This is a genomic window from Pandoraea aquatica (assembly GCF_902459565.1).
Taxonomy (GTDB): Bacteria; Pseudomonadota; Gammaproteobacteria; order Burkholderiales; family Burkholderiaceae; genus Pandoraea; species Pandoraea aquatica.
Window position 1 is genome coordinate 668,411 of the sequence record NZ_CABPSN010000003.1, and the last position, 22,596, is coordinate 691,006.

Genomic DNA, 22,596 nt, shown 5'->3' on the forward strand with positions numbered 1-22,596 from the left:
GCGCCCCTTGAATCTTCGCGAGTGAGCTTTGATGCGGAAACCTTTCCGCGTGGCGGCCCCCGTTTTTTTAAAAGAGATGTCCCTTCATCATGGCTGATGTAAATGCTGTTCCGACCCCCGGCTTCGATAGCTTTGGGCTGCATGCGGACATCTTGCGGGCCATCGCCGAGCAGGGCTACACCCAACCGACCCCCATTCAGGCACAGGCCATTCCGGTGGTGTTGTCCGGTCGCGACGTCATGGGTGCTGCACAAACGGGGACCGGCAAGACCGCCAGCTTCTCGCTGCCGATCATCCAGCGTCTGCTGCCCGATGCCAACACGAGTGCATCGCCCGCCCGTCACCCGGTGCGCGCGCTGATCCTCACGCCGACGCGCGAACTCGCCGATCAGGTGGCCGACAACGTACGTTCGTACGCGGCTCACACGGCGCTGCGCAATACGGTGGTGTTCGGCGGCGTCGACATGAATCCGCAGAAAGACGCGCTGCGCCGCGGCGTTGAGATTCTCATCGCCACGCCGGGCCGTCTGCTCGACCACGTCGAACAGAAGACGGTGAACCTGAGCCAGGTGAAGATGCTCGTGCTCGACGAAGCCGACCGCATGCTCGACATGGGCTTCCTGCCGGATCTTCAACGCATTCTGAATCTGCTGCCGAAGCAGCGTCAGACGCTGCTCTTCTCGGCCACGTTCTCGAACGACATCAAGCGGCTCGCATCGAGCTACCTCACGAACCCGGTCACGATCGAAGTGGCGCGTCGCAATGCGACGGCCGATACGGTCGAGCAAATCGTCTATGAAGTGGATGAAGACGACAAGCGCGCTGCCGTGGTCCAGATTCTTAACGAACGCGATCTGAAGCAGGTCATCGTGTTCGTGAACAGCAAGATCGGCGCGAGCCGTCTGGCGCGTCAGCTTGAGCGCGACGGCATCGTGACGGCCGCCATTCACGGCGACAAGTCGCAGAACGAGCGCATGCAGGCGCTCGAAGCGTTCAAGCAGGGCGGCATCCGCGCGCTCGTGGCGACCGACGTCGCCGCACGCGGTCTGGACATCTCCGATCTGCCCGGCGTGATCAACTACGATCTGCCGTACAACCCGGAAGATTACGTGCACCGCATCGGCCGTACGGGTCGCGCCGGCGCGTCGGGCGAGGCGCTCTCGCTGTGCGCACCGGACGAACGCAAGCACCTCGTGGAAATCGAGAAGCTGATCAAGCGCGAACTCAAGCGTGGTGAGCTGGTGCTGGAGCGCCGCAGCCGTTCGCGCGACGACCGTGGCGATCGCTACGAGCGCAGCGACCGTGGTGAGCGTGCAGAACGTGGCGAACGCGGTGATCGCGGCGAGCGTCATAGCCGTCACGACGGCCTGCGTGCGGGTCGCAGCAGTGGCGGTAGTACGCCGCGTCGCGTGCGTCCGGAAGACGAGTTCTTCTACAAGCCGTACGAGCCGTCGCCGTCGGCCGGTGAAGCGCAGCGCGACCATCGCGCGTCGCATGACGTTGCGACGCCGACGACCTTCGGTGCGCCGTCGGAAAAGGCCCCCAAGCGTCAGGTTGCCGCACTGCTCGCGGGCTTCCCGCGTAAAGCGCAACAGGAACGATAACTAAGGGACGAGCGCCGGGGCTGTAAGGTCAGGCACAGCGCAGTCGCAAAAAAAGCCAGCGTACTCACGCTGGCTTTTTTCATTGGGCGGCCCTATTCGGTGCAGGACAGTGAGCCGACGATGTCAGCGAGCGTGGCGCTCTTTCCACGCGAGCGTGGCCGCAGCAAAGAAGTCGTCGCGATGGGAGATATCGGCGAGTGTTGCCGGCAGCCCGAGGTGCGAGGCCGCCTCTTTGAGGGCTGTGAGTATTGCGTCGGGTGTATCGAGCGACAGCGGCGCGGCACCATTCTGCTTGCTCAACTTCTCGCCGTCATCGGCCGTGACGAGCGGCACATGCAGATAGCGGGGCGTCGGTGCGTCGAGGCAGGCTTGCAGGTAGATCTGACGCGCCGTCGAGTCGAGCAGGTCGGCTCCGCGCACGATGTCCGTGATGCCCTGCAACTGATCGTCGACGACGACGGCTAACTGGTAGGCCCACTGCCCATCGGCGCGCTTGAGCACGAAATCCCCGACTTCCGTCGCCAGATCCTGCGTCTGCGATCCCATCCAACGGTCTTCGAAGTGCATGCGCGCGGTGTCGCCGTCCGGCACCCGAAGACGCCATGCGCGGGCCGTCTTGCCATGCAGGCCGTCGCGGCAGGTGCCCGGGTAAGCCAGTGTGCTGTGACGTGCATGCACACGCGTCAGCGAATCCGCGATTTCGCGACGGGTACATCCGCACGGATAGACGAGTCCGCTGGCGGTCAGGGCTGCCAGTGCCTGCTCGTAAAGCGCATGCCGATGGCTTTGCCAGACAATCGGTTCGTCCGAATGCAGTCCGAGACGCGTCAGAGTATCGAGAATGTTGTCAGCCGCACCGGGCACGCAGCGCGGTTCGTCGAGATCTTCCATGCGGACGATCCAGACGCCGCCGTGCGCGCGAGCGTCCAGCCAACTGGCCAGTGCCGTGACGAGCGAGCCGCGATGCAGCGGTCCGGTCGGGGAGGGGGCGAAGCGTCCGCGATAGCTGGCGGCGCTTGTGCGGGCCGACGGCGTCGTACCGTCGGCGGCTGGGGAGGCGGATGAGGTGGCGTCGTGCGCCGAAGCGTGCGCCACCCGGGGTCTCAGACCGACGTTGCCGTGACAGCGGCAGCGGTAGCACCTGCCTTGTCATCCACGCAAGCCGGGCACTGCTCACCTTCGATGTAATCGGGGCTGCGCTGGTCCTCGGCCGTCACCACGGCACGGCAGGCGAAGCACTGCTTGGTCGTCGACGGGGCGAGGTCGGGCGTGAGTGCCGTGCGGTAGTCGAACACGAAGCAGTCGCCCTGATAGTGCGCGCCGCCCACGTCTTCGAAGTACTTGAGAATGCCGCCGTCGAGCTGATACGTGTGCTCCAGCCCGATGTCGCGCATGTAGATGGCGGCCTTTTCGCAGCGGATGCCGCCGGTGCAGAACGACACGATGGTCTTGCCCTCGAAGTCTGCGCGATGTGCGGCGATGACGTCAGGGAATTCCGAGAATTTAGTGAGACGGTAGTCGACGGCGTTGTCGAACGTGCCCACGTCCACTTCGAAGTCGTTGCGCGTGTCGAGCATCACCACCGGACGGCCTTCGTCGTCCTGTCCGGCATCGAGCCAGCGCTTGAGCGTGGCGGGATCGACACCCGGCGCACGTCCGTCTGCGGGCTTGATGACCGGCATCTTCATGGTGATGATTTCTTTCTTCTGGCGCACGAGCATCCGGCGGAACGGCTGATCGTCCGAGAGGCTCTCCTTGACTTCCAGATCGGCGAACCGGGCGTCGGCGCGCAGGCCCGCGAGGAAGGCGTCGATCGACTCGCGCGAACCCGCGAGGAAAAGGTTGATGCCTTCCGGCGCGAGCAGGATGGTGCCTCTCAGGTCGAGCGCGTTGCAGCGCTCAAGCAGGGCCGGGCGCAGGGTCGCGATGTCGTCGAGCGTGACGAACTTGTACGCAGCGATGTTGACGATAGACATGGCAACGAAATTCCGCAAAAGCGTGAAGCAATAAACCGCCATTATCGCCGATTCGGTACAAGTTCGCGCTTGATTCAGGACAATGCCGGTCAAATGAGGCGGGGCGCAGGCTTCGCAGGGGCCACCGGAAGACAGCCCGGGCGCGCGGCGAAATCCGGCGACGCCGCGTTACAATACGGCCCATGTCAGAACCTCGCTTCGTCCACCTCCGTCTCCACTCCGAATACTCGATCGCCGATGGCATCGTGCGGCTCGACGACGTCGTCAAGGCCGCCGCCAAGGACGGCCAGGGCGCGCTCGCGCTCACCGACCTCGCGAACATGTTCGGAGCCATTCGTTTCTACAAGGAAGCCCGTGGCAAGGGCGTCAAGCCGATCATCGGCTGCGACGCCTGGATCACGAATCCGGCCGACCGCGACAAGCCCTCTCGCTTGCTGCTGCTCGCACGCGACCGCGAAGGCTATCTGAACCTGTGTCAGTTGCTGTCCAAGGCCTGGCTCGGCAATCAGTACCGGGGGCGGGCGGAGATCGAGCCGTCGTGGCTTCAGCCCGACGGCCTCGCCCGCGGTCTGCTGGCGCTCTCCGGCGCGCAGATGGGCGACGTGGGCGCGGCATTGGCCGCTGGCAATCCCGATCTGGCGTTGCAATGCGCGAAACACTGGGAAAGCGTTTTCCCAGGGGCGTTCTACATCGAACTGCAACGCACCGGCCAGCCGGGCATGGAAACGTACGTGCAACAGGCGGTGCAGCTCGCGGCGAAGGCCGGGCTGCCGGTCGTCGCCACGCACCCCATTCAGTTCATGACGTCCGACGATTTCACTGCCCACGAAGCGCGCGTGTGTATCTCGGAAGGCGAGATGCTGGGCAATGCCCGCCGGGTGCGCCGCTTCACGCAGGACCAGAGTTTTCGCACGCAGGACGACATGCTCACCGCGTTCGAGGACGTGCCGTCCGCGCTGGCCAACACCGTCGAGATCGCCAAGCGCTGCAACCTGACGCTCGAACTCGGCAAGCCGAAGCTGCCGCTGTTCCCCACGCCGGACGGCATGTCGCTCGACGACTATCTCGTCCAGTTGTCCAAGGAAGGGCTGGAAACGCGTCTCGCGCAATTGTTCCCGGACGAGGCCGAGCGCGACAAGCAGCGTCCCGAGTATTACAAGCGGCTCGATTTCGAGACCGGCACCATCATCAAGATGGGTTTCCCGGGCTACTTCCTGATCGTGGCCGACTTTATCCAGTGGGCGAAGAACAACGGCGTGCCGGTCGGCCCGGGCCGGGGCTCGGGCGCAGGTTCGCTCGTCGCCTATGCGCTCGGCATTACCGACCTCGACCCGCTCAAGTACAACCTGCTGTTCGAGCGCTTCCTGAACCCGGAACGTGTGTCGATGCCCGACTTCGACATCGACTTCTGTCAGGACGGCCGCGACCGCGTCATTCAGTACGTGAAGGAGAAGTACGGCGCGGACGCCGTCTCGCAGATCGCCACCTTCGGCTCGATGGCCGCCAAGGCAGCGGTGCGCGACGTGGGCCGTGTGCTCGACCTCGGCTACAACTTCGTCGACGGCATCTCCAAGCTGATTCCGTTCAAGCCGGGCAAGCACGTCACCATCGACGACGCGCTCAAGGAAGAGCCCCAACTCGCCGAACGCTTCCAGACGGAAGACGAGGTCAAGCAGCTAATCGAGCTTGCGCAGCGGGTGGAAGGGCTCACGCGTAACGTCGGCATGCACGCGGGCGGTGTGCTGATCGCCCCGGGCAAACTCACCGACTTCTGCCCGCTCTACACGCAGGGCAGCGGCGAAGACGCCAGCGGTGTGGTGAGTCAGTACGACAAGGACGACGTGGAAGCCGTCGGTCTGGTGAAGTTCGACTTCTTGGGCCTGACCACGCTCACGATCCTGAACTGGGCCGAGCGCTACATCAAGCGCTTGCATCCGGAGATGGCGGACTGGTCGCTCGATCAGGTCTCGCTCACGGACCCGGCCGCGTTCAGCATTCTCAAGAAGGCCAACACGGTCGCCGTGTTCCAGCTGGAAAGTCGTGGCATGCAGGGCATGTTGAAGGACGCCCAGCCTGACCGCTTCGAGGACATCATCGCGCTGGTGGCGTTGTATCGTCCGGGCCCGATGGATCTGATTCCGAGCTTCTGCGCGCGTAAGCACGGCCGCGAGAAGACGGAATATCCGGATCCGCGCGTGGAGCCGGTGCTTCAGGAGACCTACGGCATCATGGTCTACCAGGAGCAGGTGATGCAGATGGCGCAGATCATCGGCGGATACTCGCTCGGTGGCGCCGACTTGCTGCGCCGCGCGATGGGTAAGAAGAAGGCCGAGGAAATGGCCGAGCACCGCGAGATTTTCGCCAAGGGTGCCGCCGAGAATGGCCTGACGCGCGAAAAGTCGGACGAAATCTTCGACTTGATGGAGAAGTTCGCGGGCTACGGCTTTAACAAGTCGCACGCCGCAGCATATGCGCTGCTGGCCTATTACACCGCGTGGCTGAAGGCCCACCATCCTGCCGAATTCATGGCGGCCAACATGAGCTTGGCCATGGACGACACGGACAAGGTCAAGATCCTCTACGAAGACTGTCTGGCCACGGCCAACGGCTTGGGCGTGCTGCCGCCGGACGTCAACGTATCGGCCTATCGCTTTGAGCCGGCGGACTCGAAGACCGTGCGTTACGGACTGGGTGCCATCAAGGGCAGCGGTCAGTCGGCCATCGAGGAAATTCTGCGCGCCCGCGAGGGCAAGCCGTTCACCGACCTGTTCGACTTCTGCGCACGGATCGACCGTCGCGTGGTGAACCGTCGCACGATCGAAGCGCTGATTCGTGCGGGCGCGTTCGATTCGATTCACGAGAACCGGGCGCAGTTGATGGCGTCGGTGCCGATGGCGATGGAAGCGGCCGAGCAGGCGAGTGCGGCCGCGAATCAGGTCAGCCTGTTCGATCTGGGCGACGAAAGTCTGCAAGCGCCGCTGGAACTGGCCGACGAACCGGCATGGACCGACAAGCGCAAGTTGCAGGAAGAGAAGCAGGCGCTCGGCTTCTACCTGTCGGGCCACATGTTCGACTCGTATTCCGACGAAGTGCGACGCTTCGTGCGCACGCGGATTCGCGATCTGTCCGAAGGGCGCGATCGTCTCGTCGCCGGTGTGATCTCCAGCATGCGAACCATGATGACCCAGCGCGGCAAGATGCTGATCGTGCAGCTCGACGACGGTACCGCCACGCTCGAAGTTACGATCTTCAATGAGCAGTTCGAGGCGAACAAGCATCTGTTCAAGGAAGACGAACTGCTGATCGTGCACGGCAATGCGCGACCGGACAGCTTTACGGGCGGCCTGCGTTTCACCGTCGAGAGCCTGATGGACCTCGGCCGTGCGCGTGCGCGCTTCGCCCGGGCGCTCAAGCTGTCGTTCAACGGTAACGCGGACTGGACGCGTCTTCGCGCCACGTTGCAACCGCACTGCACGATGTACCGCGTGACCGCGACGGCGGGCGCGGGCGGTGGTGGCGGCTTCAATGGCGGCGGCGGGTTTAATGGTGGTGGGGGCGGCGGCGGTGGCTTCGGTCGACGTAACGGTAATGGCAATGGCGATGGCGATGCGGATAAGCAAAACGGCCTGCCGGTGCATATCGTCTATCGCCGCCCGGACGCCGAATGCGAGTCGCGTCTCGGCGACGACTGGAAGGTGCAGCCTGGCGACGAGTTGCTGGGCGAGCTTCGTCAGTGGCTGACCACCGACTCGGTACAAGTCGTCTATTGATGCATCGGTGCGGGTAAGGCGGCGCGGGTTGGCTGCCTTTCGCTAACTGGCGCGTCGGCGTAGCAGCGCATTGCCCGCTGTTCGATATCACAAGGAAATCCGGATGTTCTCCATCATCGTTCCGACCTGGAACAACCTCGCCTTGCTGCAACTGTGTGTGCGCAGCATCCGACAGAACTCGCGCTATCCGCATCAGATCATCGTGCATATCAACGATGGTTCCGACGGTTCGCTCGACTGGGTCAAGGCCGAGGGGATCGAGCATACGGCGTCGCCCGATAACATCGGGATCTGCTACGCGGTGAATCAGGCGGCGGCGCTGGCGCGCGAGAAGTACATCGTCTATCTGAACGACGACATGTATTGCTGCCCGGGCTGGGACACGACGCTGATCGAGCGCGCCGAGGCTCAGCCTGACAAGGCGTTCATGCTGTCGGGCACGATGATCGAACCGGTGGATACCGGCAATCCCTGCGTGTTGGTGCAGGACTTCGGCCGTGATGTCGATACGTTCGACGAGGCTGCGCTGCTCGCCGCCGTGCCGACGTACAAGAAGCCCGACTGGTTCGGTGCGACGTGGCCGCCGACGCTCGTGCATCGCGACTGGTGGTTCCTCGTCGGCGGCTACAGCACGGAACTGAGTCCCGGCATGAGCAGCGACAACGATTTCTCGATGAAGATGTGGGGTGCCGGTGCGCGTCGCTTCGTCGGCGTGGGCGCAAGTCTCGTCTATCACTTCCAGTGCAAGAGCACCGGCAAGGTGGTAAAGAATGACGGGCGCACGCAATTCCTGCGCAAGTGGGGCATGACGCAGTCGATCTTCGATCGCTACTATCTGCGTCGCGGCACGCCGGTGCCGTCAGGCAGCGACGGCCGACTGGCCGAGCCGGTCGACGACAGCAAACTGCGCTGGCAGTTGTTCCGCTCGCGTATCAAGCGGGCGCTGGCGAAGTAAGCGCCGACGTCCTCGCGCGAGGTTCGCATTCGAACGAAAAACGGACGCTCATGGCGTCCGTTTCGCTTTGGTGCCGACGCGCTGTGAGCGCGCGGCGTTGGACCGCGGTGGATCTGTCTCGCGCGTCGGGTTACGCCATTCGCGATTGCCGATGCGTCAGACTTCGCCGCGTCGTAGCAGCGCGTACTTCAGGAATGCGCTGCGAGCGTTCATGCGGGCAATCGCGGCACCGGCTGCGCCGTCGAGAAAGCCACGACGCAACACGTAGGTTCGAACGAACGCCCATCCGCCATTGATCCATGGCTTGAGCGCAGAGACGCGTTTGCCGCGCAACGACATTTCCTTCGCGCCTGCGCGTGCGTATCGTTGCACCTTGTCTTCCACCTGACGGACTTCCGTGTAGCTGTAATGGAGCAGGTGATGGGTGAGGGTGCCGATCTCGCCGTCGACGATCACGCGCTCGTGCACGAGATTGTCGGAGAAGCGTCCGGCTTCCCGGCGAAACAGTCGCAGCACGTAATCGGGATACCAGCCGCAATGCTTTACCCAGTGCCCCAGAAACTGCGACAGACGCGGCATGCGATAGCCAGTGTGGGATGCACTTTCAATCGCCGCTGCGATCTCGGCGGCCAGTTCAGGCGTGACGCGTTCGTCCGCATCGAGCGACAGCACCCAGGGTTGGGTTGCGAACGACAGCGCGCGGTTCTTCTGTGGTCCGAAGCCCGGCCAGTCAGGCGTGACGTGCACCTCCGCCCCGGCAGCGCGGGCGATATCGGCGGTGCCGTCCGTGCTCGCGTTATCCACCACCACGATTTGCGAGGCGAACGCCTTCACCGATGCAATGCAGTCGGCGATGTTGTGACGTTCGTTGCGCGTGAGGATCGTGACGGTCAGCGGTAAGGTAGGCATGGGCGTGCGTGGGCGGGGCGTGAGCCTCAGGCATTCAACAATTCGACGAGCGCTTCGCCGTAACGCTCGATCTTCGCTTCGCCGAGACCGGTGATATCGACCAGTCCTTCACGGTGACGCGGGCGGCGCTGCGCGAGTTCTCGCAGCGTACGGTCGTGAAGGATAACGTACGCGGGGACGGCCTGCGTCTTCGCCATTTCCTGACGCCACGTGCGCAGCTTCTCGAACAACTGCTGATCGGCCGTATCCAGTTCGATGGCCTGCGACGACGCGTATCCGGCAAAGCGACTCTTCTTGCTCGCCGTGGGGCGCTGGCGTCGTAGCGACACGACCGTCTCGCCCTTGAGCACCGGACGCGCCGCCGCATTCAGCGTGAGCGCCCCGTACTGGCTGCTGTCCGGCTCGATGATGCCGTGGGCGATCAGTTGACGGAACACGGCCCGCCAGCCCTGATCGTCCATCTCGCCTCCGACACCGAAGGTCGGCAGACTTTCGTGGCCGAACTGACGAATCTTGTCCGTGCTGCGCCCGCGCAGCAGGTCGACCAGGTGGCCCGCACCGAAGCGCTGGCCGGTCCGCAGGATCGCCGAGAGCGCCTTTTGTGCCGCAATCGTGCCGTCGAAGACTTCCGGAGGGTTCAGGCAAACGTCGCAGTTGCCGCATGGCTCGCTCGACTCGCCGAAGTACGACAGAAGCACCGTGCGGCGGCAGCGCGGGGCTTCGCAGTAGCCGAGCAGCGCGTCGAGCTTCTGGCGCTCGATGCGCTTCTGAAGGTCCGGCGCGTTCGACTCGTCGATCCGGCTGCGGTGGACCACCACGTCGTTCAGGCCGTACGTCATCCAGGCTTCGGCCGGTTCGCCGTCGCGCCCGGCGCGTCCCGTCTCCTGATAATAGGCTTCGAGACTCTTGGGCAAATCCAGATGGGCGACGAAGCGCACGTCCGGCTTGTCGATGCCCATGCCGAAGGCGACGGTCGCGGCCATGACCAGTCCTTCCTCGCGCAGGAAGCGTTGCTGGTGCGTGCGACGCACTTCGGCGTCCAGCCCTGCGTGATACGGCAGCGCAGGAATGCCCTGCGTTTCCAGCCACGCGGCCGTTTCTTCCACCTTCTTGCGCGACAGACAGTAGACGATGCCGGCTTCGCCGCGATGTCGGCTCAGAAAGGCCAGCAACTGCTTGCGCGGGTTGTCGCGGTCGACGATTTCGTACCGGATATTCGGCCGGTCGAAGCTGGAGACGAACAGGCGCGCGTCGGTCAGGCCGAGGCGCGCCTGAATTTCCTCGCGGGTGGCGGCGTCCGCCGTGGCCGTGAGCGCAATGCGCGGCACACGCGGATAACGCTCGTGCAGCGCGGAGAGCTGAATGTACTCAGGCCGGAAGTCGTGTCCCCATTGCGAGACGCAGTGGGCCTCGTCGATGGCGAACAGCGCCAGTTGTCCGCGTTCGTCGAGCCGGTCGAGCAGGTTGAGGAAGCGGTCGGTCAGCAGCCGTTCGGGCGCGACGTACAGCAGATCGAGTTCGCCTCGCGCGGCGCGGCGTTCGATATCGACCGCTTCGTCGAAAGCGAGACTGGAATTCAGATAGGCGGCGCGGACCCCTGCTTGCAGCAGGGCGTCGACCTGATCCTGCATGAGGGCGATGAGCGGGGAGACGACGATGCCGATGCCCGGGCGCAACAGCGCGGGGATCTGGTAGCAAAGTGACTTGCCGCCGCCCGTGGGCATGAGCACGAGTGCATCGCCCCCGTCGGCCACATGGTCGACGATGGCGGCCTGATCGCCACGGAATGCGTTATAGCCGAATACGGTACGGAGAACTTCGAGTGCGCTTGCCATGCGCCGGAGTATACCGGTTCCACCCGGCGTCCGGCGTGCCAACAGCCCCGGAAATCCGGCGTTAGGGCGATTTTTGGGGTGCGGTCCGAGTCCGCTTCGGACGTGTCCCGACGGGACCGGCCGGTACGTTAGAATAGCGGTTTTCCCGCTGTCCCCGACTTACATGAGCGCACCGCACAAGCCCACCGGACCGATTCTGCGACGTCTGCTGGGCTATCTCCAGCCATATTGGCACATGGGCCTGCTGGCCGTTCTCGCCATGGCGCTGGTGGCGGCCACCGAAGCGGCCATCCCGGCAGTCCTCAAGCCGGTGCTCGACAAAGGCTTCTCGGGCGGCGATCCGTGGAAGCTCTGGTACGTCCCGGCCGCCGTGATCGGGCTGGCCGTGATCCGGGGGCTGGCGCAATATTCGGCCAACTACATGCTGTCGTGGGTCTCGAACCGCGTGCTGCTCGATTTGCGCGTGAAGATGTTCGAGCGCCTGCTGCACGCGCCGGCCGCCTACTATCAGCGCGAGACGACCAGCACGCTGATCAACGCCATCGTCTACGAAGTCAATCAGGTGCTCGGCGTGCTCACCACGGTGCTGATCACGCTCGTGCGCGATTCGCTGACCGTCGTCGGCCTGCTGGGCTATCTGTTCTATCTGAACTGGCGTCTCACGCTGGTTGTGGCCGTCATTCTGCCGCTGATCGGCTGGCTGGTCGGCAAGATCAACCGCCGCCTGCGCCGTCTCAATCGTGAGCAGCAGACGCTGACCAACGCGCTGTCGTATGTGGTCGAAGAGGCGGTCGGTGGCTACAAGGTCGTGAAGATCCACAACGGCGAAGAGTACGAGAAGAACCGCTTCGACAGGATGACCAGCACGCTGCGCGGCTACGCCATGCGTGTGACGGTCTCGGGCGGTCTCGCGCAGCCGGTGACGCAGGCGCTGGCCTCGCTGGCGCTGGCCATCGTGATTACCGTGGCGATGATCGAGTCGTCGTCGGGTGAGATGACCGTGGGCGGGTTCACGGCGTTCGTCACCGCACTGCTGCTCGTTGTGTCCCCGCTCAAGCATCTGATGGACGTCAACCAGCCGCTGCAACGCGGCGTGACGGCCGCCGAGCTGATCTTCGAAGTGATGGACGTCGAAGTCGAGCCGGTCGGCGGCGATCGCACGCTCGAGCGTGCGAAGGGCCGTGTGACGTTCGATCAGGTCAGCTTCAACTACGGCGCGAGCGAGCGCCCGACCCTCGACAAGATTTCGCTGGAGGTTGCGCCGGGCGAGATGGTGGCGCTGGTCGGCCCCTCGGGCAGCGGCAAAACCACGATGGTCAATCTGGTGCCGCGCTTCTTCGACCCGACGGGCGGGCGCATTCTGCTCGACGACATTCCGCTCAACGATCTGCGCCTGGCCGACCTGCGCCGTCAGATTGCGTTCGTGAGTCAGGACGTCGTGCTGTTCAACGACACCATTGCCGCCAACGTCGCCTACGGTCAGGAAGTCGACGCCGAGCGCGTGCAGGCCGCGCTGCGTGCTGCCAATCTGGCCGATGCTGTGGCCGCCATGCCCGATGGCGTGAATACGCTGGTGGGCGACAACGGCATGCGCCTGTCGGGCGGCCAGCGTCAGCGTCTGGCGATTGCCCGCGCGATCTACAAAGATGCGCCGATCCTGATTCTGGACGAAGCGACGTCGGCACTGGATTCGGAATCCGAGCGTCACGTGCAGGCGGCGCTCGAAGTGTTGATGGAAGGACGTACCACGCTGGTGATCGCGCACCGCCTGTCGACCATCGAACGCGCCGACCGCATCGTCGTGCTCGAACATGGCCGCATCGCGGAGCAGGGATCTCACCAGGCACTCGTGGCGCATAATGGCCTTTACGCCCATTTGCACCGCATTCAGTACGCACAGCAGCAGGAAGCGTGACGACGGGGAGGCCTGCCGGTGCCATGTGCGCCGCGTGGTCGCAACGTCATTCCCCATACCGCATCAACCTGCATTTGAGGATTTGAGGAGACCATGATGAGCCAGCCGCCGATCAGTCGCTTTCCCGTGCCGGACCTCGCCGCGTTGCCTGACGATATTCGTGCGCGCATCGACGCGGTTCATGAAAAGGCTGGCTTCATCCCTAACGTCTTCCTCACACTGGCGCACCGTCCCGACGAATTTCGCGCATTTTTCGCGTATCACGATGCCTTGATGCTCAAGGATGGCAATCTGAGCCAGGGTGAGCGCGAGATGATCGTAGTCGCGACCAGTGCGGTGAATCAATGCCTGTATTGTGTGGTCGCGCATGGTGCGCTGGTGCGCATCTACGAAAAGCGGCCGCTGCTGGCCGATCAGGTCGCCGTCAACTATCTCAAGGCGGATCTGACCGAGCGTCAGAAGGCGATTCTCGCGTATGCGATGAAGGTCTGTGAGCGCTCGCATGAGGTGAGCGACGAAGACTATGCCACGCTGCGCCGCCACGGGCTGAACGACGAGGATATCTGGGACATCGCGTCCATTACGGCGTTCTTCGGCATGTCCAACCGGATCGCCAATGCCATTTCGATGCGGCCTAACGACGAATTCTTCTTGATGGGGCGTGTGCCTCGCAAGTAGGCGCACTCCCGCACATTCTCTTTTTGCATCCATGATCTTTGTGACAGGTGGCGCCGGATTCATCGGCGCAAATTTCGTTCTGGACTGGCTCGCGCAACACGACGAACCGGTGCTCACCATCGACAAGCTGACATACGCCGGCAATCTCGCCAGTCTGGCCAGCCTGGAGCGCGACCCGCGCCATCGCTTTGCGCAGGTGGATATTTGCGACCGTGCTGCGCTTGACCGGCTGTACGCGGAACATCGTCCGCGCGCGGTGCTGCACTTCGCTGCGGAGAGCCATGTGGACCGCTCGATCCACGGCCCCGGCGACTTCGTGCAGACGAACATCGTCGGCACCTTCACGATGCTCGAAGCGGCACGCGCCTATTGGGGTTCGCTCGAAGGCGACGCGCGCGATAACTTCCGCTTCCTGCATGTGTCGACGGATGAGGTCTACGGCTCGCTGAGCCCGACGGATCCGGCTTTCACGGAAACCACACCGTACGCCCCGAACAGCCCGTACTCGGCCTCGAAGGCTGGCTCCGATCATCTGGTGCGCGCCTACTTCCACACGTACGGTCTGCCGGTCCTGACCACCAATTGCTCGAACAACTACGGCCCGTACCAGTTCCCGGAGAAGCTGATTCCATTGGTCATCGCCAATGCGCTCGCAGGCAAGCCGCTGCCGATCTATGGCGATGGCAGCAATGTGCGCGACTGGCTGTACGTCGGCGATCACTGCTCGGCGATTCGCGAAGTGTTGGCGAAAGGCACGACGGGCGAGGTCTACAACGTGGGTGGCTGGAACGAGCAGAACAACCTGTCCGTGGTGAAGCATTTGTGTGCGCTGCTCGACGAACTGTCGCCTCGTGCCGACGGCAAGTCGTACGCGGATCAGATTACGTTCGTCACCGATCGTCCGGGACATGACCGTCGATATGCCATCGATGCCCGTAAGCTTGAGCGAGAGCTGGGCTGGCGTCCGGCCGAGACGTTCGAGACAGGCATGCGCAAGACCGTGCAGTGGTATCTCGCCAATGGCGAGTGGGTGCGTCAGGTGCAGTCCGGCGAGTATCAACGCTGGATCGAAACGCACTATCAGGACCGCGAGGGCAGCGGTGGCGGTGCGGCAGACATAGCGGGAGGTGCGGCATGACGACAAGACGCAAGGGCATCATTCTCGCGGGCGGTTCAGGCACCCGCCTGTATCCGGCGACGCTGGCGGTGTCGAAGCAACTTTTGCCGGTCTACGACAAGCCGATGATCTACTACCCGCTGACCACGCTGATGTTGGCGGGGATTCGCGACGTGTTGGTCATCTCGACGCCGCAAGACACGCCACGTTTCGAGCAATTGCTCGGCGACGGCAGCCAGTGGGGACTGAATCTCCAGTATGCGGTGCAGCCATCCCCTGACGGTCTCGCGCAAGCCTTCCTGATCGGCGCGGACTTCATCGGTGACGACCCGTGCGCGCTGGTGCTCGGAGACAACCTGTTTTACGGTCACGATTTTGCCGCGTTGTTGGGGGCGGCGAACCGCCAGTCCGACGGTGCGACCGTATTCGCTTATCCCGTGAACGATCCGGAGCGTTATGGCGTGGTGACGTTCGACGATTCGGGACGTGCGATCGAATTGATCGAGAAGCCGAAGGAGCCGAAGTCGCGCTACGCCGTGACGGGCTTGTATTTTTACGATAACGACGTCGTCGACGTTGCGCGCGCCATCAAGCCATCGGCGCGTGGCGAGCTCGAGATCACGGACGTTAACAACGAATACCTGCGGCGCGGCAAGTTGAACGTGCAAATCATGGGACGTGGATACGCGTGGCTCGATACGGGCACGCATGAGTCGATGCTCGAAGCCAGCACGTTCATCCAGACCATCGAAAGCCGGCAGGGATTGAAGGTCGCTTGCCCGGAAGAGATCGCTTACCGTCGTGGCTGGATCGACGCCACGGCGATTGAAGCTTTGGCGCAACCGCTGGCTAAAACAGGCTACGGCCAGTATTTGCTGGCCATGTTGCGCGAACGCGTGTTTTGACGGATTTTTATCGATGCAATTGATCGCAACTGCCATCCCCGACGTGAAGCGTCTCGAACCCAAAGTGTTCGGCGACTCGCGCGGCTATTTCTTCGAAAGCTTCAACCAGCGTAATTTCAACGACGGTCTCGGCGAGACGCTCACGTTCGTGCAGGACAACCAGTCGCGCTCGGTGCGCGGCGTGTTGCGCGGCCTGCACTATCAGGTCAAGCAGCCGCAGGGCAAGCTGGTGCGCGTGCTGCAGGGCGAGATCTATGACGTCGCCGTCGACATTCGCGAAGGATCGCCGACGTTCGGCAAGTGGGTCGCCGAAGTGTTGAGCGCCGAGAACAAGCGGCAGTTGTGGATTCCGGCGGGCTTCGCCCACGGATTCGTAGTGACGTCGGAGACGGCCGAGGTGCTGTACAAGACCACGGACTACTGGGCACCGCAGTTCGAGCGCTGCATCCGCTGGGACGATCCGACGCTGGCGATTCCCTGGCCGCTCGACGGCATCACGCCGGTCGTCTCGGACAAGGACAAGCAGGGCATGCTGTTCGCCGACTACACTCACGAAGACTGAGTTTCACCCGTCACCCTGAGCACCCGCACGTACCGCAATCCCAGCGGGGCAAAGCGGGCGATCAGGGCGTCGGCGACGGTCTGCGACGGTCCTTCGATGCCGCCGTCGCCCGCCACCAAACTGTTCGAACCATTCGATCCGTTCAGCCCTTCGACGATCACGTCGGCTTCCAGTCCGTTGTTCAGATAGTGCAGCTTGACGTCGTGCAGGGCCAGCGCATTGGCCCGGCACAGCAGTTCGGCCGCACCGACCACCACAGCGCGTGCCGGCCACTGTTGCAGCGCGGTGCCCTTGGTATCGCTTTCCGGATCGACGTGCACCAGCACGTCGAGGATCTGCGGCTCGTTCATGACCGCAGCGCGGGCCTGTTCGGCCAGGTAGTGCCCCTCCGAGACCGACAGGCGTGCGTCCACGAGAATGTGGACGTCGACGACGATCTCGTCACCCATGCGGCGCGTACGCAGCATGTCGATGCCACGCACACCCGGTGTGTCGAGCAGACGCTGGCGAATCGTGACGGTCGTGTCGTCGTCCACGCCGCGATCGATCAGGTCCTGCAAGGCGTTCCAGCCGAATTTCCACCCGGTGCGTCCGATCATCAGTCCCACGAGCGCTGCCGCGAGCGGATCGAGAATGCGGTAGCCGGCGAGGTTGCCGAGAATCCCGCATGCCACCACGAGCGACGACAGGGCGTCCGAGCGCGCGTGCCAGGCATTGGCGACGAGCATCGCCGAGCGCACCCGTTGCGCGGCGCGCAGCATGTATCGGAAAAGCCCTTCCTTGCTGACGAGCACGATCACCGACACGACCAGTGCGAGGGTGTGCACCTCGGGAATGTCCTCGGGGTGCAGCAGACGCTCCACGCCGCGCCACAGCATGCCCGCGCCCACCACGAGCAGGATCACGCCAAGGAACAGCGACGCGGCGTTCTCGTAGCGGCTGTGGCCGTAGGGGTGATCGGCGTCCGGTGCCCGCGCGCTGCCGCGTGCGGCGGCAAGTACCACGAAGTCGGAGACGATATCGGAGAAGGAGTGGATGCCGTCGGCGATCAGCGCCTGTGAGCGTGCGAAGATCCCGACGACGATCTGGGCGGTCGTCAGCACGACATTGACCCAGATGCTGACCCAGGTCGAATGGCGTGCGACGGTATGTTTGTCGAGCGCCTCGCTCGATGCCGCGAGGTTGTCGTAGTTCGAGTAGGGCATGGCCGGGGCGTGCTTCTGTGCACGACGAAATCGGATCGATTGCGTATTGTATTGCGGATGCCCCGGCTTTTTGCAATGGCGATCAGTGCTCGAAGAACTTCATGACCGGCACCGTCATCAGCACCAGCCCGTACACGAGCACCACGATGGCGGCCGGCGAGCGCAGGTGTCGCAATGCACCGACGCGATACACCAGATAGGCAGGCAACAGGCAGGTCACGAACGCGTAGACGGGCACCGTCACCTGAATCAGGACCATTGCTGACAAGCCGAACTTGACCCAACTCACCAGAATGCCGATGGCGACAGCGCCGATAAAGTACGGCAGTCGTCGGTTAAAGACGTCGCTTCTCGCCATGAAGCGGTCGACGAGGTTGAGCACAATGCCCCGAACCGCATCCTGAAAGCCGAGAAACACGCCGAAGAACGCGGTGAAGATCGCCGCCACGTCCAATACCGTCGACATCACCTGGACCGCGCTGCCGGGAATCACTTTCGCGGCCAATGCGAGACCGGAGATGTTATTGGCCAGCGCATAAACGGCGTCGTTGTGATTGATCGACAGCAGGAAGGAGAAGCAGAAGAACAGCACCGAGACGATCAGAATGGCATATGCATATCGCATCGCACGCAATGCCCGGTACGTGGCGATTTGCGGATCGCTTTCGACTTTGCGAAACGCGACGTTCATCGGATTCAGAATCTGCACAAAGTAGATCGAAAACATCGAGAACGGCAGCGTCAGCACAATATCGCGCAGCATGGAAAACGATCCGGTCCACACGAGTTCGAGATTGCTCAAATGCCAGTACGGCATCATCGCGAATCCGAGAAACACCACGATGGCCAGCTTCGTTGCGATGAGTGGGCCGGAAATCTTGAATAACAAGCGTTCACCGCTCGACGCGATCAGCACGAGCACGGTAATGACGGCAGCGAGAAACCAGACTTCCCCTTGCAGGGAATGTTGGGTGACGCCATACGTCTCCAGATAAGACGCGGCATCGCTGGTAATGGCCGACGAGTATCCGAACATCGCCTTGAGCAGCATCACGAAGTACACGACACCAAGCACCATGCCCCAGTTCTTGCCGAGGTATTGCGTAATCACCTGCGCGTAATCGTCGCAATTTTTTGTGGCGGAAAGCGACTGAATATAGAGCTTCGAGATCAGATAGACGATCGGATAAGCAATCGCGAGCGAGATGATCGAAACTAGCGCGCCTTTGACGCCCATCTGCACCGGCAGGAAAACGACGCCGGATCCGATCGCCATGCCGATACACAGCACCACCCAGCCGAAGTCGTACATCGTGAACGGGGGCGCGGCGGCTTTTGTCATGCTCGCGCCGCTAGCCCCACCGGCACCACTGGCACCATTTGCGCCGTAAAGCGCACTTGACACTTCTTCCATTGTCGTCTCCTGATGATTGTTCGGTCGTTCGCCCCGTCGCTCGATTAGCCTTTATCGGCTATCGGCGTTGAATGGTTTTTTTCGGGATAAGCGAGACCGGTTCGGTACAACGACGTGAATTCTATTGACGGGCCGACAGGGAAAGAAGCGCAAGATTTGACTAAGACCTGTGAACTTTGGTCACAAGTTGTCAGCGCCGGCTATCGCAACGTGAATCGCGGCGTGACCGGGTAAATCGCTTGGGCGTTTCAATCCATTTGTGACCGGATGGCAAAAGTGCCTGTAGTTATGCTCGCTTCTTTTCAGGCTGCCTCACATTCAGAATCTCAACGTGAATTCCCAATGAGAGCGCGTAATGACTGATTCGAACGATTCGAACGATTTCGATTTTCTCCCCGACAGACGCCATTCCAACTCGATGAAATGGGGCGCGGAGCGCCGGCTCACGCCCGAACAGGCGGCGGCAGATCCGTTGCCCATGTGGGTCGCCGACATGGACTTTCGTGTCGCTGAGCCGATTCGCCGCGCGTTGCATGAGGCTGTCGATTTCGGCGTCTTCGGTTACGGCAGCATCCCCACGTCGTTTCTGGAAGCCGTCGCGTCATGGCAAAAGCGGCGCTTTGGCTGGGATATCTCGCACGAGTGGGTGCTGCAAACGCCGGGCGTCGTCTCGGCCATCAATATGGCGATTCACGCCTTCACGAATCCCGGCGATTTCGTGCTGATCCAGACACCGGTCTACGTCCATTTCCATTACGACGTGCAAATCAATGGTCGACGTCTCGCACAAGCGCCGCTCCATTACGATGGCGAGCGTTACCGGTTCGATGCGAATGCGTTCGAAGCCGCGATCCAACCCGGCACCAAACTGTTCATCCTGTGCAATCCGCATAATCCGACCGGCAATGTCTGGTCGCGCGACGAGCTGATCACGATGGGCGAGATCTGTGCGCGCCACGGCATTCTTGTGCTCTCGGACGAAGTGCATCAGGACATCATCCTCGACGAAACGAAGCAGCATGTGGCTTTCGGCACGCTGGGCCCCGCGCTCGCCAACAATTGCATCGTGGCGACCGCGCCGAGCAAGACCTTCAACATCGCCGGGCTGCAATGCTCGAACATGATCATTCCGAACAAGCGAATTCGCGAGCAATTCCGTCGGCAATGTGAGCGCAGCGGCATCAATCTCGTGAACCAGATGGGCGTGGTGGCGTGCGAAGCGGCGTACCGTCACGGCGAGCCGTGGCTCGAATCGCTGGTCGGCTATCTGCGCGAGAATCAGCGCCTGTTCGCGCAATCGATCAATGCGATGGACGTCGGTCTCAAGGTGTTTCCCGCCGAGTCGACTTATCTGGCGTGGATGGATTGCCGCGCGTTGCGCATGAGCGATGCCGAGTTGCAGGACGTCCTGCTGCGCAAAGCGCGCGTATGGTTCGACGTCGGGCCGAAGTTCGGGCAAGGCGGGCAGGGCTTCATGCGCGTCAATCTCGGGTGTCCGCGCAGTCTCGTGAACGAGGCCATCGCGCGTATCGGCGACGCCTTTCGGAGGAACTGATGGCCTTCGTTTCTCTGAACTCGAACGTGCTGCGCCTGAGCGCGGCGCAGGCGCTGGCCGGTGCGAACGCGGCAGTGGTGTATGCGACGGCCGCCGTGATCGGGCACGGGCTGTCGCCTGATCCGGCGTTGTCGACGCTGCCGGTCACGATCTTCGTACTCGGGATGGCGCTGTCGACCATCCCTGTCGGGAAGCTGGTGCAACGCGTCGGACGCCGAGCGTCGTTCCTGCTGGGCAACGCGCTCGGCATCGTTGACGGGCTGCTGGCGGGCATCGCTATTTTGACGAAATCGTTTCCGCTGTTCTGCTTCGCGATGGTGTTCGGCGGCGCTTACGCCGCCATCGTACTGACCTTCCGGTTCGCCGCCGCCGAGTGCGTGGGGCCGGACGAGCGGGCCAAGGCGCTCTCGACGGTGATGGCCGGGGGTGTGTTCGCCGGCGTCGTGGGGCCGCAACTGGTGACATTCAGCATGGACCTCATTCCCGGGAGCCTGTTCGCCGCGACCTACTTCGGTTCGGCCGTCGCGGCGTTGTTGTCGGCATGCGTGCTGGCAGGCATCAGGTTCGATGCGCCGCCGTCGATGGTGTGGGCGGACGGCAGAAGTACCTCGGCATTGATGCGTCAACCGCGTCTGATCACGGCCATCGTTTGCGGCGCGGTCGTGTACATGCTGATGAACTTCCTCATGACGTCCGCGCCGCTGGCGATGGAAATTTGCGGCATTCCGCAGTCGACGGCGAACCTTGGGATTCAGTGGCACATCGTCGCCATGTACGGCCCCAGCTTCGTGACGGGCAGCCTGATCAGCCGCTTCGGCGCAAACCGTGTGGTGTTGGCAGGGTTGCTGCTGATGTTCGCGTCCGCGCTGGTGGGGCTCGCCGGGAACTCATCGCATCACTTCGTGATTCTTCTGATCCTGCTGGGCGTCGGTTGGAATTTCGGCTTTCTCGGGGCGTCGTCGCTCGTGCTGGAGTGTCATACGCCGCAGGAGAAGAGCCGGGTGCAGTCGCTCAACGACTTCTTCGTGTTCGGCACGATGCTGATCGGCTCGTTTCTCTCGGGCGGTTTGCTCAGCACGTTCGGATGGGAAACGGTCTGCAAGTTTGCGCTGATCCCGCTGACGATTGCCACCGTGTGCATTTCGCTGATCTCGATGCGTCGCGATCGTGGGTTGCCCGCTCAGTCGGCGAGATAGTCGGACAGCTCCCGGTCCCACGGGGGCACATCGCCATAGTCCTCGACCATGAAGTCGATGAAGCTGCGAATCAGCGGCTTCGAGTACTTGGAGCGGTAGTACATGGCATAGAGGGTGTGGACGATGGCGCATTTGTATTCGGGCAGCACGAGTTGCAGGCTGCCGTCGAGAATGTCCTTCGACACCACATACGTCGGCAGGCAGGCGATGCCCTGCCCGTCGACGGCAGCTTCGCGCAGGGCCATGCTCGAATTGGACGTCAGCTTGCCCTGCACCGGGATGTAATGCGTTTCGTCGCCCCGGCGGAAGGTCCACGACTTGTCGAGCGTCATCGTCGGGTACACGAGGCAGGCGTGCTGATGGATGTCGTCGGGTTTGACGATAGCCTCGTGGTCTTGCAAGTACGCGGGCGACGCGCAGTAGACCCAGTGAATCGGCGCAAGCCGCCGGGCCGCCAGTCCCCAATCGGTACCTGCCGTGATGCGCAATGCGATGTCGTAGGCTTCCTCAGCGAGGTCGACGCAGCGGTCTTCGAGGGCGATGCTGGCGCGCACGCTCGGGTATTGCGCGAAGTAGCGTCCCAGCACCGACGGCAGTTGGCGGGAGCCGAACGCGAGCGAGCTGGTGATCTTGAGCAGGCCGTCGGGGCGACCGAACTGTTGCGCCGCGTCGAGCGTGGTGTCGATGTCCGCGATGATGGCGTTGGCGCGCTCCAGAATGATCTTGCCGCTGTCGGTCAGCGTGAGGCTGCGTGTCGTGCGCTTGACCAGCAGCACCCCGAGACGCTCTTCCAGTTGCGCGAGACTCTTGCTCACGGCCGACGGCGTGATGTTCAGCTCGCGGGCCGCCGCCGAAAGGCTGCCGAGTTCGGCGATGCGCGCGAACACGGTGATCTGGGTAAGGGAAGCAAAGTTTTTCATATCGCTGTGCCAGCCTCGCTAGGGCGTTGTTCGTGACGATTGCCGATAAGCGATTCTGACACCCGGAGGAATTCCGGGGC

At 62.8% G+C, this 22,596-nt stretch carries 17 protein-coding genes; 10 read left to right on the top strand and 7 right to left on the bottom strand.

Going from position 1 to position 22,596, the window contains the following annotated elements:
* Positions 1–89: 89 nt before the first annotated feature.
* A complete protein-coding gene (locus PAQ31011_RS13780; protein ID WP_150576320.1) occupies positions 90–1,604 on the top strand; it encodes a DEAD/DEAH box helicase in 1,515 nt (504 codons plus the stop codon).
* A gap of 123 nt (positions 1,605–1,727) precedes the next feature.
* Here the strand turns inward: PAQ31011_RS13780 and gluQRS are convergent, their stop codons facing one another.
* Positions 1,728–2,573, bottom strand: coding sequence for a tRNA glutamyl-Q(34) synthetase GluQRS (gluQRS, locus tag PAQ31011_RS13785; RefSeq protein ID WP_246179577.1), 846 nt, complete (start codon positions 2,571–2,573; stop codon positions 1,728–1,730).
* Between the two features lie 134 nt (positions 2,574–2,707).
* Entirely contained in the window at positions 2,708–3,580 is an 873-nt protein-coding gene (locus PAQ31011_RS13790) for a sulfurtransferase (protein WP_150576322.1), read from the bottom strand.
* Between the two features lie 173 nt (positions 3,581–3,753).
* On the opposite strand from PAQ31011_RS13790, the gene dnaE reads away from it, so the two are divergent.
* Both dnaE and PAQ31011_RS13800 read left to right on the top strand, forming a co-directional pair.
* Positions 3,754–7,350 (top strand): DNA polymerase III subunit alpha, encoded by a 3,597-nt coding sequence (dnaE, locus tag PAQ31011_RS13795; RefSeq protein WP_150576323.1) that lies wholly within the window; start codon positions 3,754–3,756, stop codon positions 7,348–7,350.
* Positions 7,351–7,453: 103 nt separating this feature from the next.
* Positions 7,454–8,305 (top strand): glycosyltransferase family 2 protein, encoded by an 852-nt coding sequence (locus PAQ31011_RS13800; RefSeq protein ID WP_150576324.1) that lies wholly within the window; start codon positions 7,454–7,456, stop codon positions 8,303–8,305.
* A 156-nt stretch (positions 8,306–8,461) separates the two neighbouring features.
* Here the strand turns inward: PAQ31011_RS13800 and PAQ31011_RS13805 are convergent, their stop codons facing one another.
* On the bottom strand, positions 8,462–9,214 hold the full coding sequence (locus PAQ31011_RS13805) for a glycosyltransferase family 2 protein (RefSeq protein WP_150576325.1): 753 nt from the start codon (positions 9,212–9,214) through the stop codon (positions 8,462–8,464).
* A gap of 26 nt (positions 9,215–9,240) precedes the next feature.
* Complete coding sequence (gene recQ / locus PAQ31011_RS13810; RefSeq protein ID WP_150576326.1) at positions 9,241–11,049, bottom strand: DNA helicase RecQ; 1,809 nt, start codon at positions 11,047–11,049, stop codon at positions 9,241–9,243.
* Between the two features lie 163 nt (positions 11,050–11,212).
* Here recQ and msbA point away from each other — a divergent pair, with 163 nt between their 5' ends.
* The 5 genes from msbA to rfbC all read left to right on the top strand — a co-directional run bounded on the left by msbA (position 11,213) and on the right by rfbC (position 16,226).
* On the top strand, positions 11,213–12,964 hold the full coding sequence (gene msbA / locus PAQ31011_RS13815) for a lipid A export permease/ATP-binding protein MsbA (protein ID WP_150576327.1): 1,752 nt from the start codon (positions 11,213–11,215) through the stop codon (positions 12,962–12,964).
* Between the two features lie 96 nt (positions 12,965–13,060).
* Entirely contained in the window at positions 13,061–13,642 is a 582-nt protein-coding gene (locus PAQ31011_RS13820; protein ID WP_174990122.1) for a peroxidase-related enzyme, read from the top strand.
* Positions 13,643–13,673: 31 nt separating this feature from the next.
* Positions 13,674–14,780, top strand: a complete 1,107-nt coding sequence (gene rfbB, locus PAQ31011_RS13825; RefSeq protein WP_150576329.1) for a dTDP-glucose 4,6-dehydratase — start codon at positions 13,674–13,676, stop codon at positions 14,778–14,780.
* On the top strand, positions 14,777–15,664 hold the full coding sequence (gene rfbA / locus PAQ31011_RS13830; protein ID WP_150576330.1) for a glucose-1-phosphate thymidylyltransferase RfbA: 888 nt from the start codon (positions 14,777–14,779) through the stop codon (positions 15,662–15,664). The genes rfbB and rfbA overlap by 4 nt, the downstream gene beginning before the upstream one ends.
* Positions 15,665–15,677: 13 nt before the next feature.
* On the top strand, positions 15,678–16,226 hold the full coding sequence (rfbC, locus tag PAQ31011_RS13835; protein WP_150576331.1) for a dTDP-4-dehydrorhamnose 3,5-epimerase: 549 nt from the start codon (positions 15,678–15,680) through the stop codon (positions 16,224–16,226).
* Here the strand turns inward: rfbC and PAQ31011_RS13840 are convergent.
* Together PAQ31011_RS13840 and PAQ31011_RS13845 are read right to left on the bottom strand one after the other, a co-directional pair.
* Complete coding sequence (locus PAQ31011_RS13840; protein ID WP_150576332.1) at positions 16,214–17,431, bottom strand: cation diffusion facilitator family transporter; 1,218 nt, start codon at positions 17,429–17,431, stop codon at positions 16,214–16,216. The two genes, rfbC and PAQ31011_RS13840, sit on opposite strands and share 13 nt — an antisense overlap.
* A gap of 82 nt (positions 17,432–17,513) precedes the next feature.
* Complete coding sequence (locus PAQ31011_RS13845; protein WP_217424865.1) at positions 17,514–18,845, bottom strand: amino acid permease; 1,332 nt, start codon at positions 18,843–18,845, stop codon at positions 17,514–17,516.
* A 355-nt stretch (positions 18,846–19,200) separates the two neighbouring features.
* On the opposite strand from PAQ31011_RS13845, the gene PAQ31011_RS13850 reads away from it, so the two are divergent.
* Both PAQ31011_RS13850 and PAQ31011_RS13855 read left to right on the top strand, forming a co-directional pair.
* The gene (locus tag PAQ31011_RS13850; protein ID WP_150576333.1) at positions 19,201–20,400 is read left to right on the top strand and encodes a MalY/PatB family protein; all 1,200 of its coding nucleotides are present in this window, start codon (positions 19,201–19,203) and stop codon (positions 20,398–20,400) included.
* Positions 20,400–21,596 (top strand): MFS transporter, encoded by a 1,197-nt coding sequence (locus tag PAQ31011_RS13855; RefSeq protein WP_150576334.1) that lies wholly within the window; start codon positions 20,400–20,402, stop codon positions 21,594–21,596. Before PAQ31011_RS13850 ends, PAQ31011_RS13855 begins: the two co-directional genes overlap by 1 nt.
* Here the strand turns inward: PAQ31011_RS13855 and PAQ31011_RS13860 are convergent.
* Positions 21,581–22,516, bottom strand: coding sequence for a LysR family transcriptional regulator (locus PAQ31011_RS13860; protein ID WP_150576335.1), 936 nt, complete (start codon positions 22,514–22,516; stop codon positions 21,581–21,583). The genes PAQ31011_RS13855 and PAQ31011_RS13860 overlap by 16 nt on opposite strands.
* Positions 22,517–22,596: the final 80 nt, after the last annotated feature.

Coding starts and splice junctions, on each gene's coding strand:
- rfbC (WP_150576331.1), top strand. CDS start 15,678: ATGCAATTGATCGCAACTGCCATCCCCGACGTGAAGCGTCTCGAACCC.
- PAQ31011_RS13805 (WP_150576325.1), bottom strand. CDS start 9,214: ATGCCTACCTTACCGCTGACCGTCACGATCCTCACGCGCAACGAACGT.
- PAQ31011_RS13840 (WP_150576332.1), bottom strand. CDS start 17,431: ATGCCCTACTCGAACTACGACAACCTCGCGGCATCGAGCGAGGCGCTC.
- PAQ31011_RS13800 (WP_150576324.1), top strand. CDS start 7,454: ATGTTCTCCATCATCGTTCCGACCTGGAACAACCTCGCCTTGCTGCAA.
- PAQ31011_RS13790 (WP_150576322.1), bottom strand. CDS start 3,580: ATGTCTATCGTCAACATCGCTGCGTACAAGTTCGTCACGCTCGACGAC.
- msbA (WP_150576327.1), top strand. CDS start 11,213: ATGAGCGCACCGCACAAGCCCACCGGACCGATTCTGCGACGTCTGCTG.
- rfbA (WP_150576330.1), top strand. CDS start 14,777: ATGACGACAAGACGCAAGGGCATCATTCTCGCGGGCGGTTCAGGCACC.
- rfbB (WP_150576329.1), top strand. CDS start 13,674: ATGATCTTTGTGACAGGTGGCGCCGGATTCATCGGCGCAAATTTCGTT.
- PAQ31011_RS13845 (WP_217424865.1), bottom strand. CDS start 18,845: ATGGAAGAAGTGTCAAGTGCGCTTTACGGCGCAAATGGTGCCAGTGGT.
- PAQ31011_RS13855 (WP_150576334.1), top strand. CDS start 20,400: ATGGCCTTCGTTTCTCTGAACTCGAACGTGCTGCGCCTGAGCGCGGCG.
- PAQ31011_RS13780 (WP_150576320.1), top strand. CDS start 90: ATGGCTGATGTAAATGCTGTTCCGACCCCCGGCTTCGATAGCTTTGGG.
- PAQ31011_RS13860 (WP_150576335.1), bottom strand. CDS start 22,516: ATGAAAAACTTTGCTTCCCTTACCCAGATCACCGTGTTCGCGCGCATC.
- recQ (WP_150576326.1), bottom strand. CDS start 11,049: ATGGCAAGCGCACTCGAAGTTCTCCGTACCGTATTCGGCTATAACGCA.
- PAQ31011_RS13820 (WP_174990122.1), top strand. CDS start 13,061: ATGAGCCAGCCGCCGATCAGTCGCTTTCCCGTGCCGGACCTCGCCGCG.
- PAQ31011_RS13850 (WP_150576333.1), top strand. CDS start 19,201: ATGACTGATTCGAACGATTCGAACGATTTCGATTTTCTCCCCGACAGA.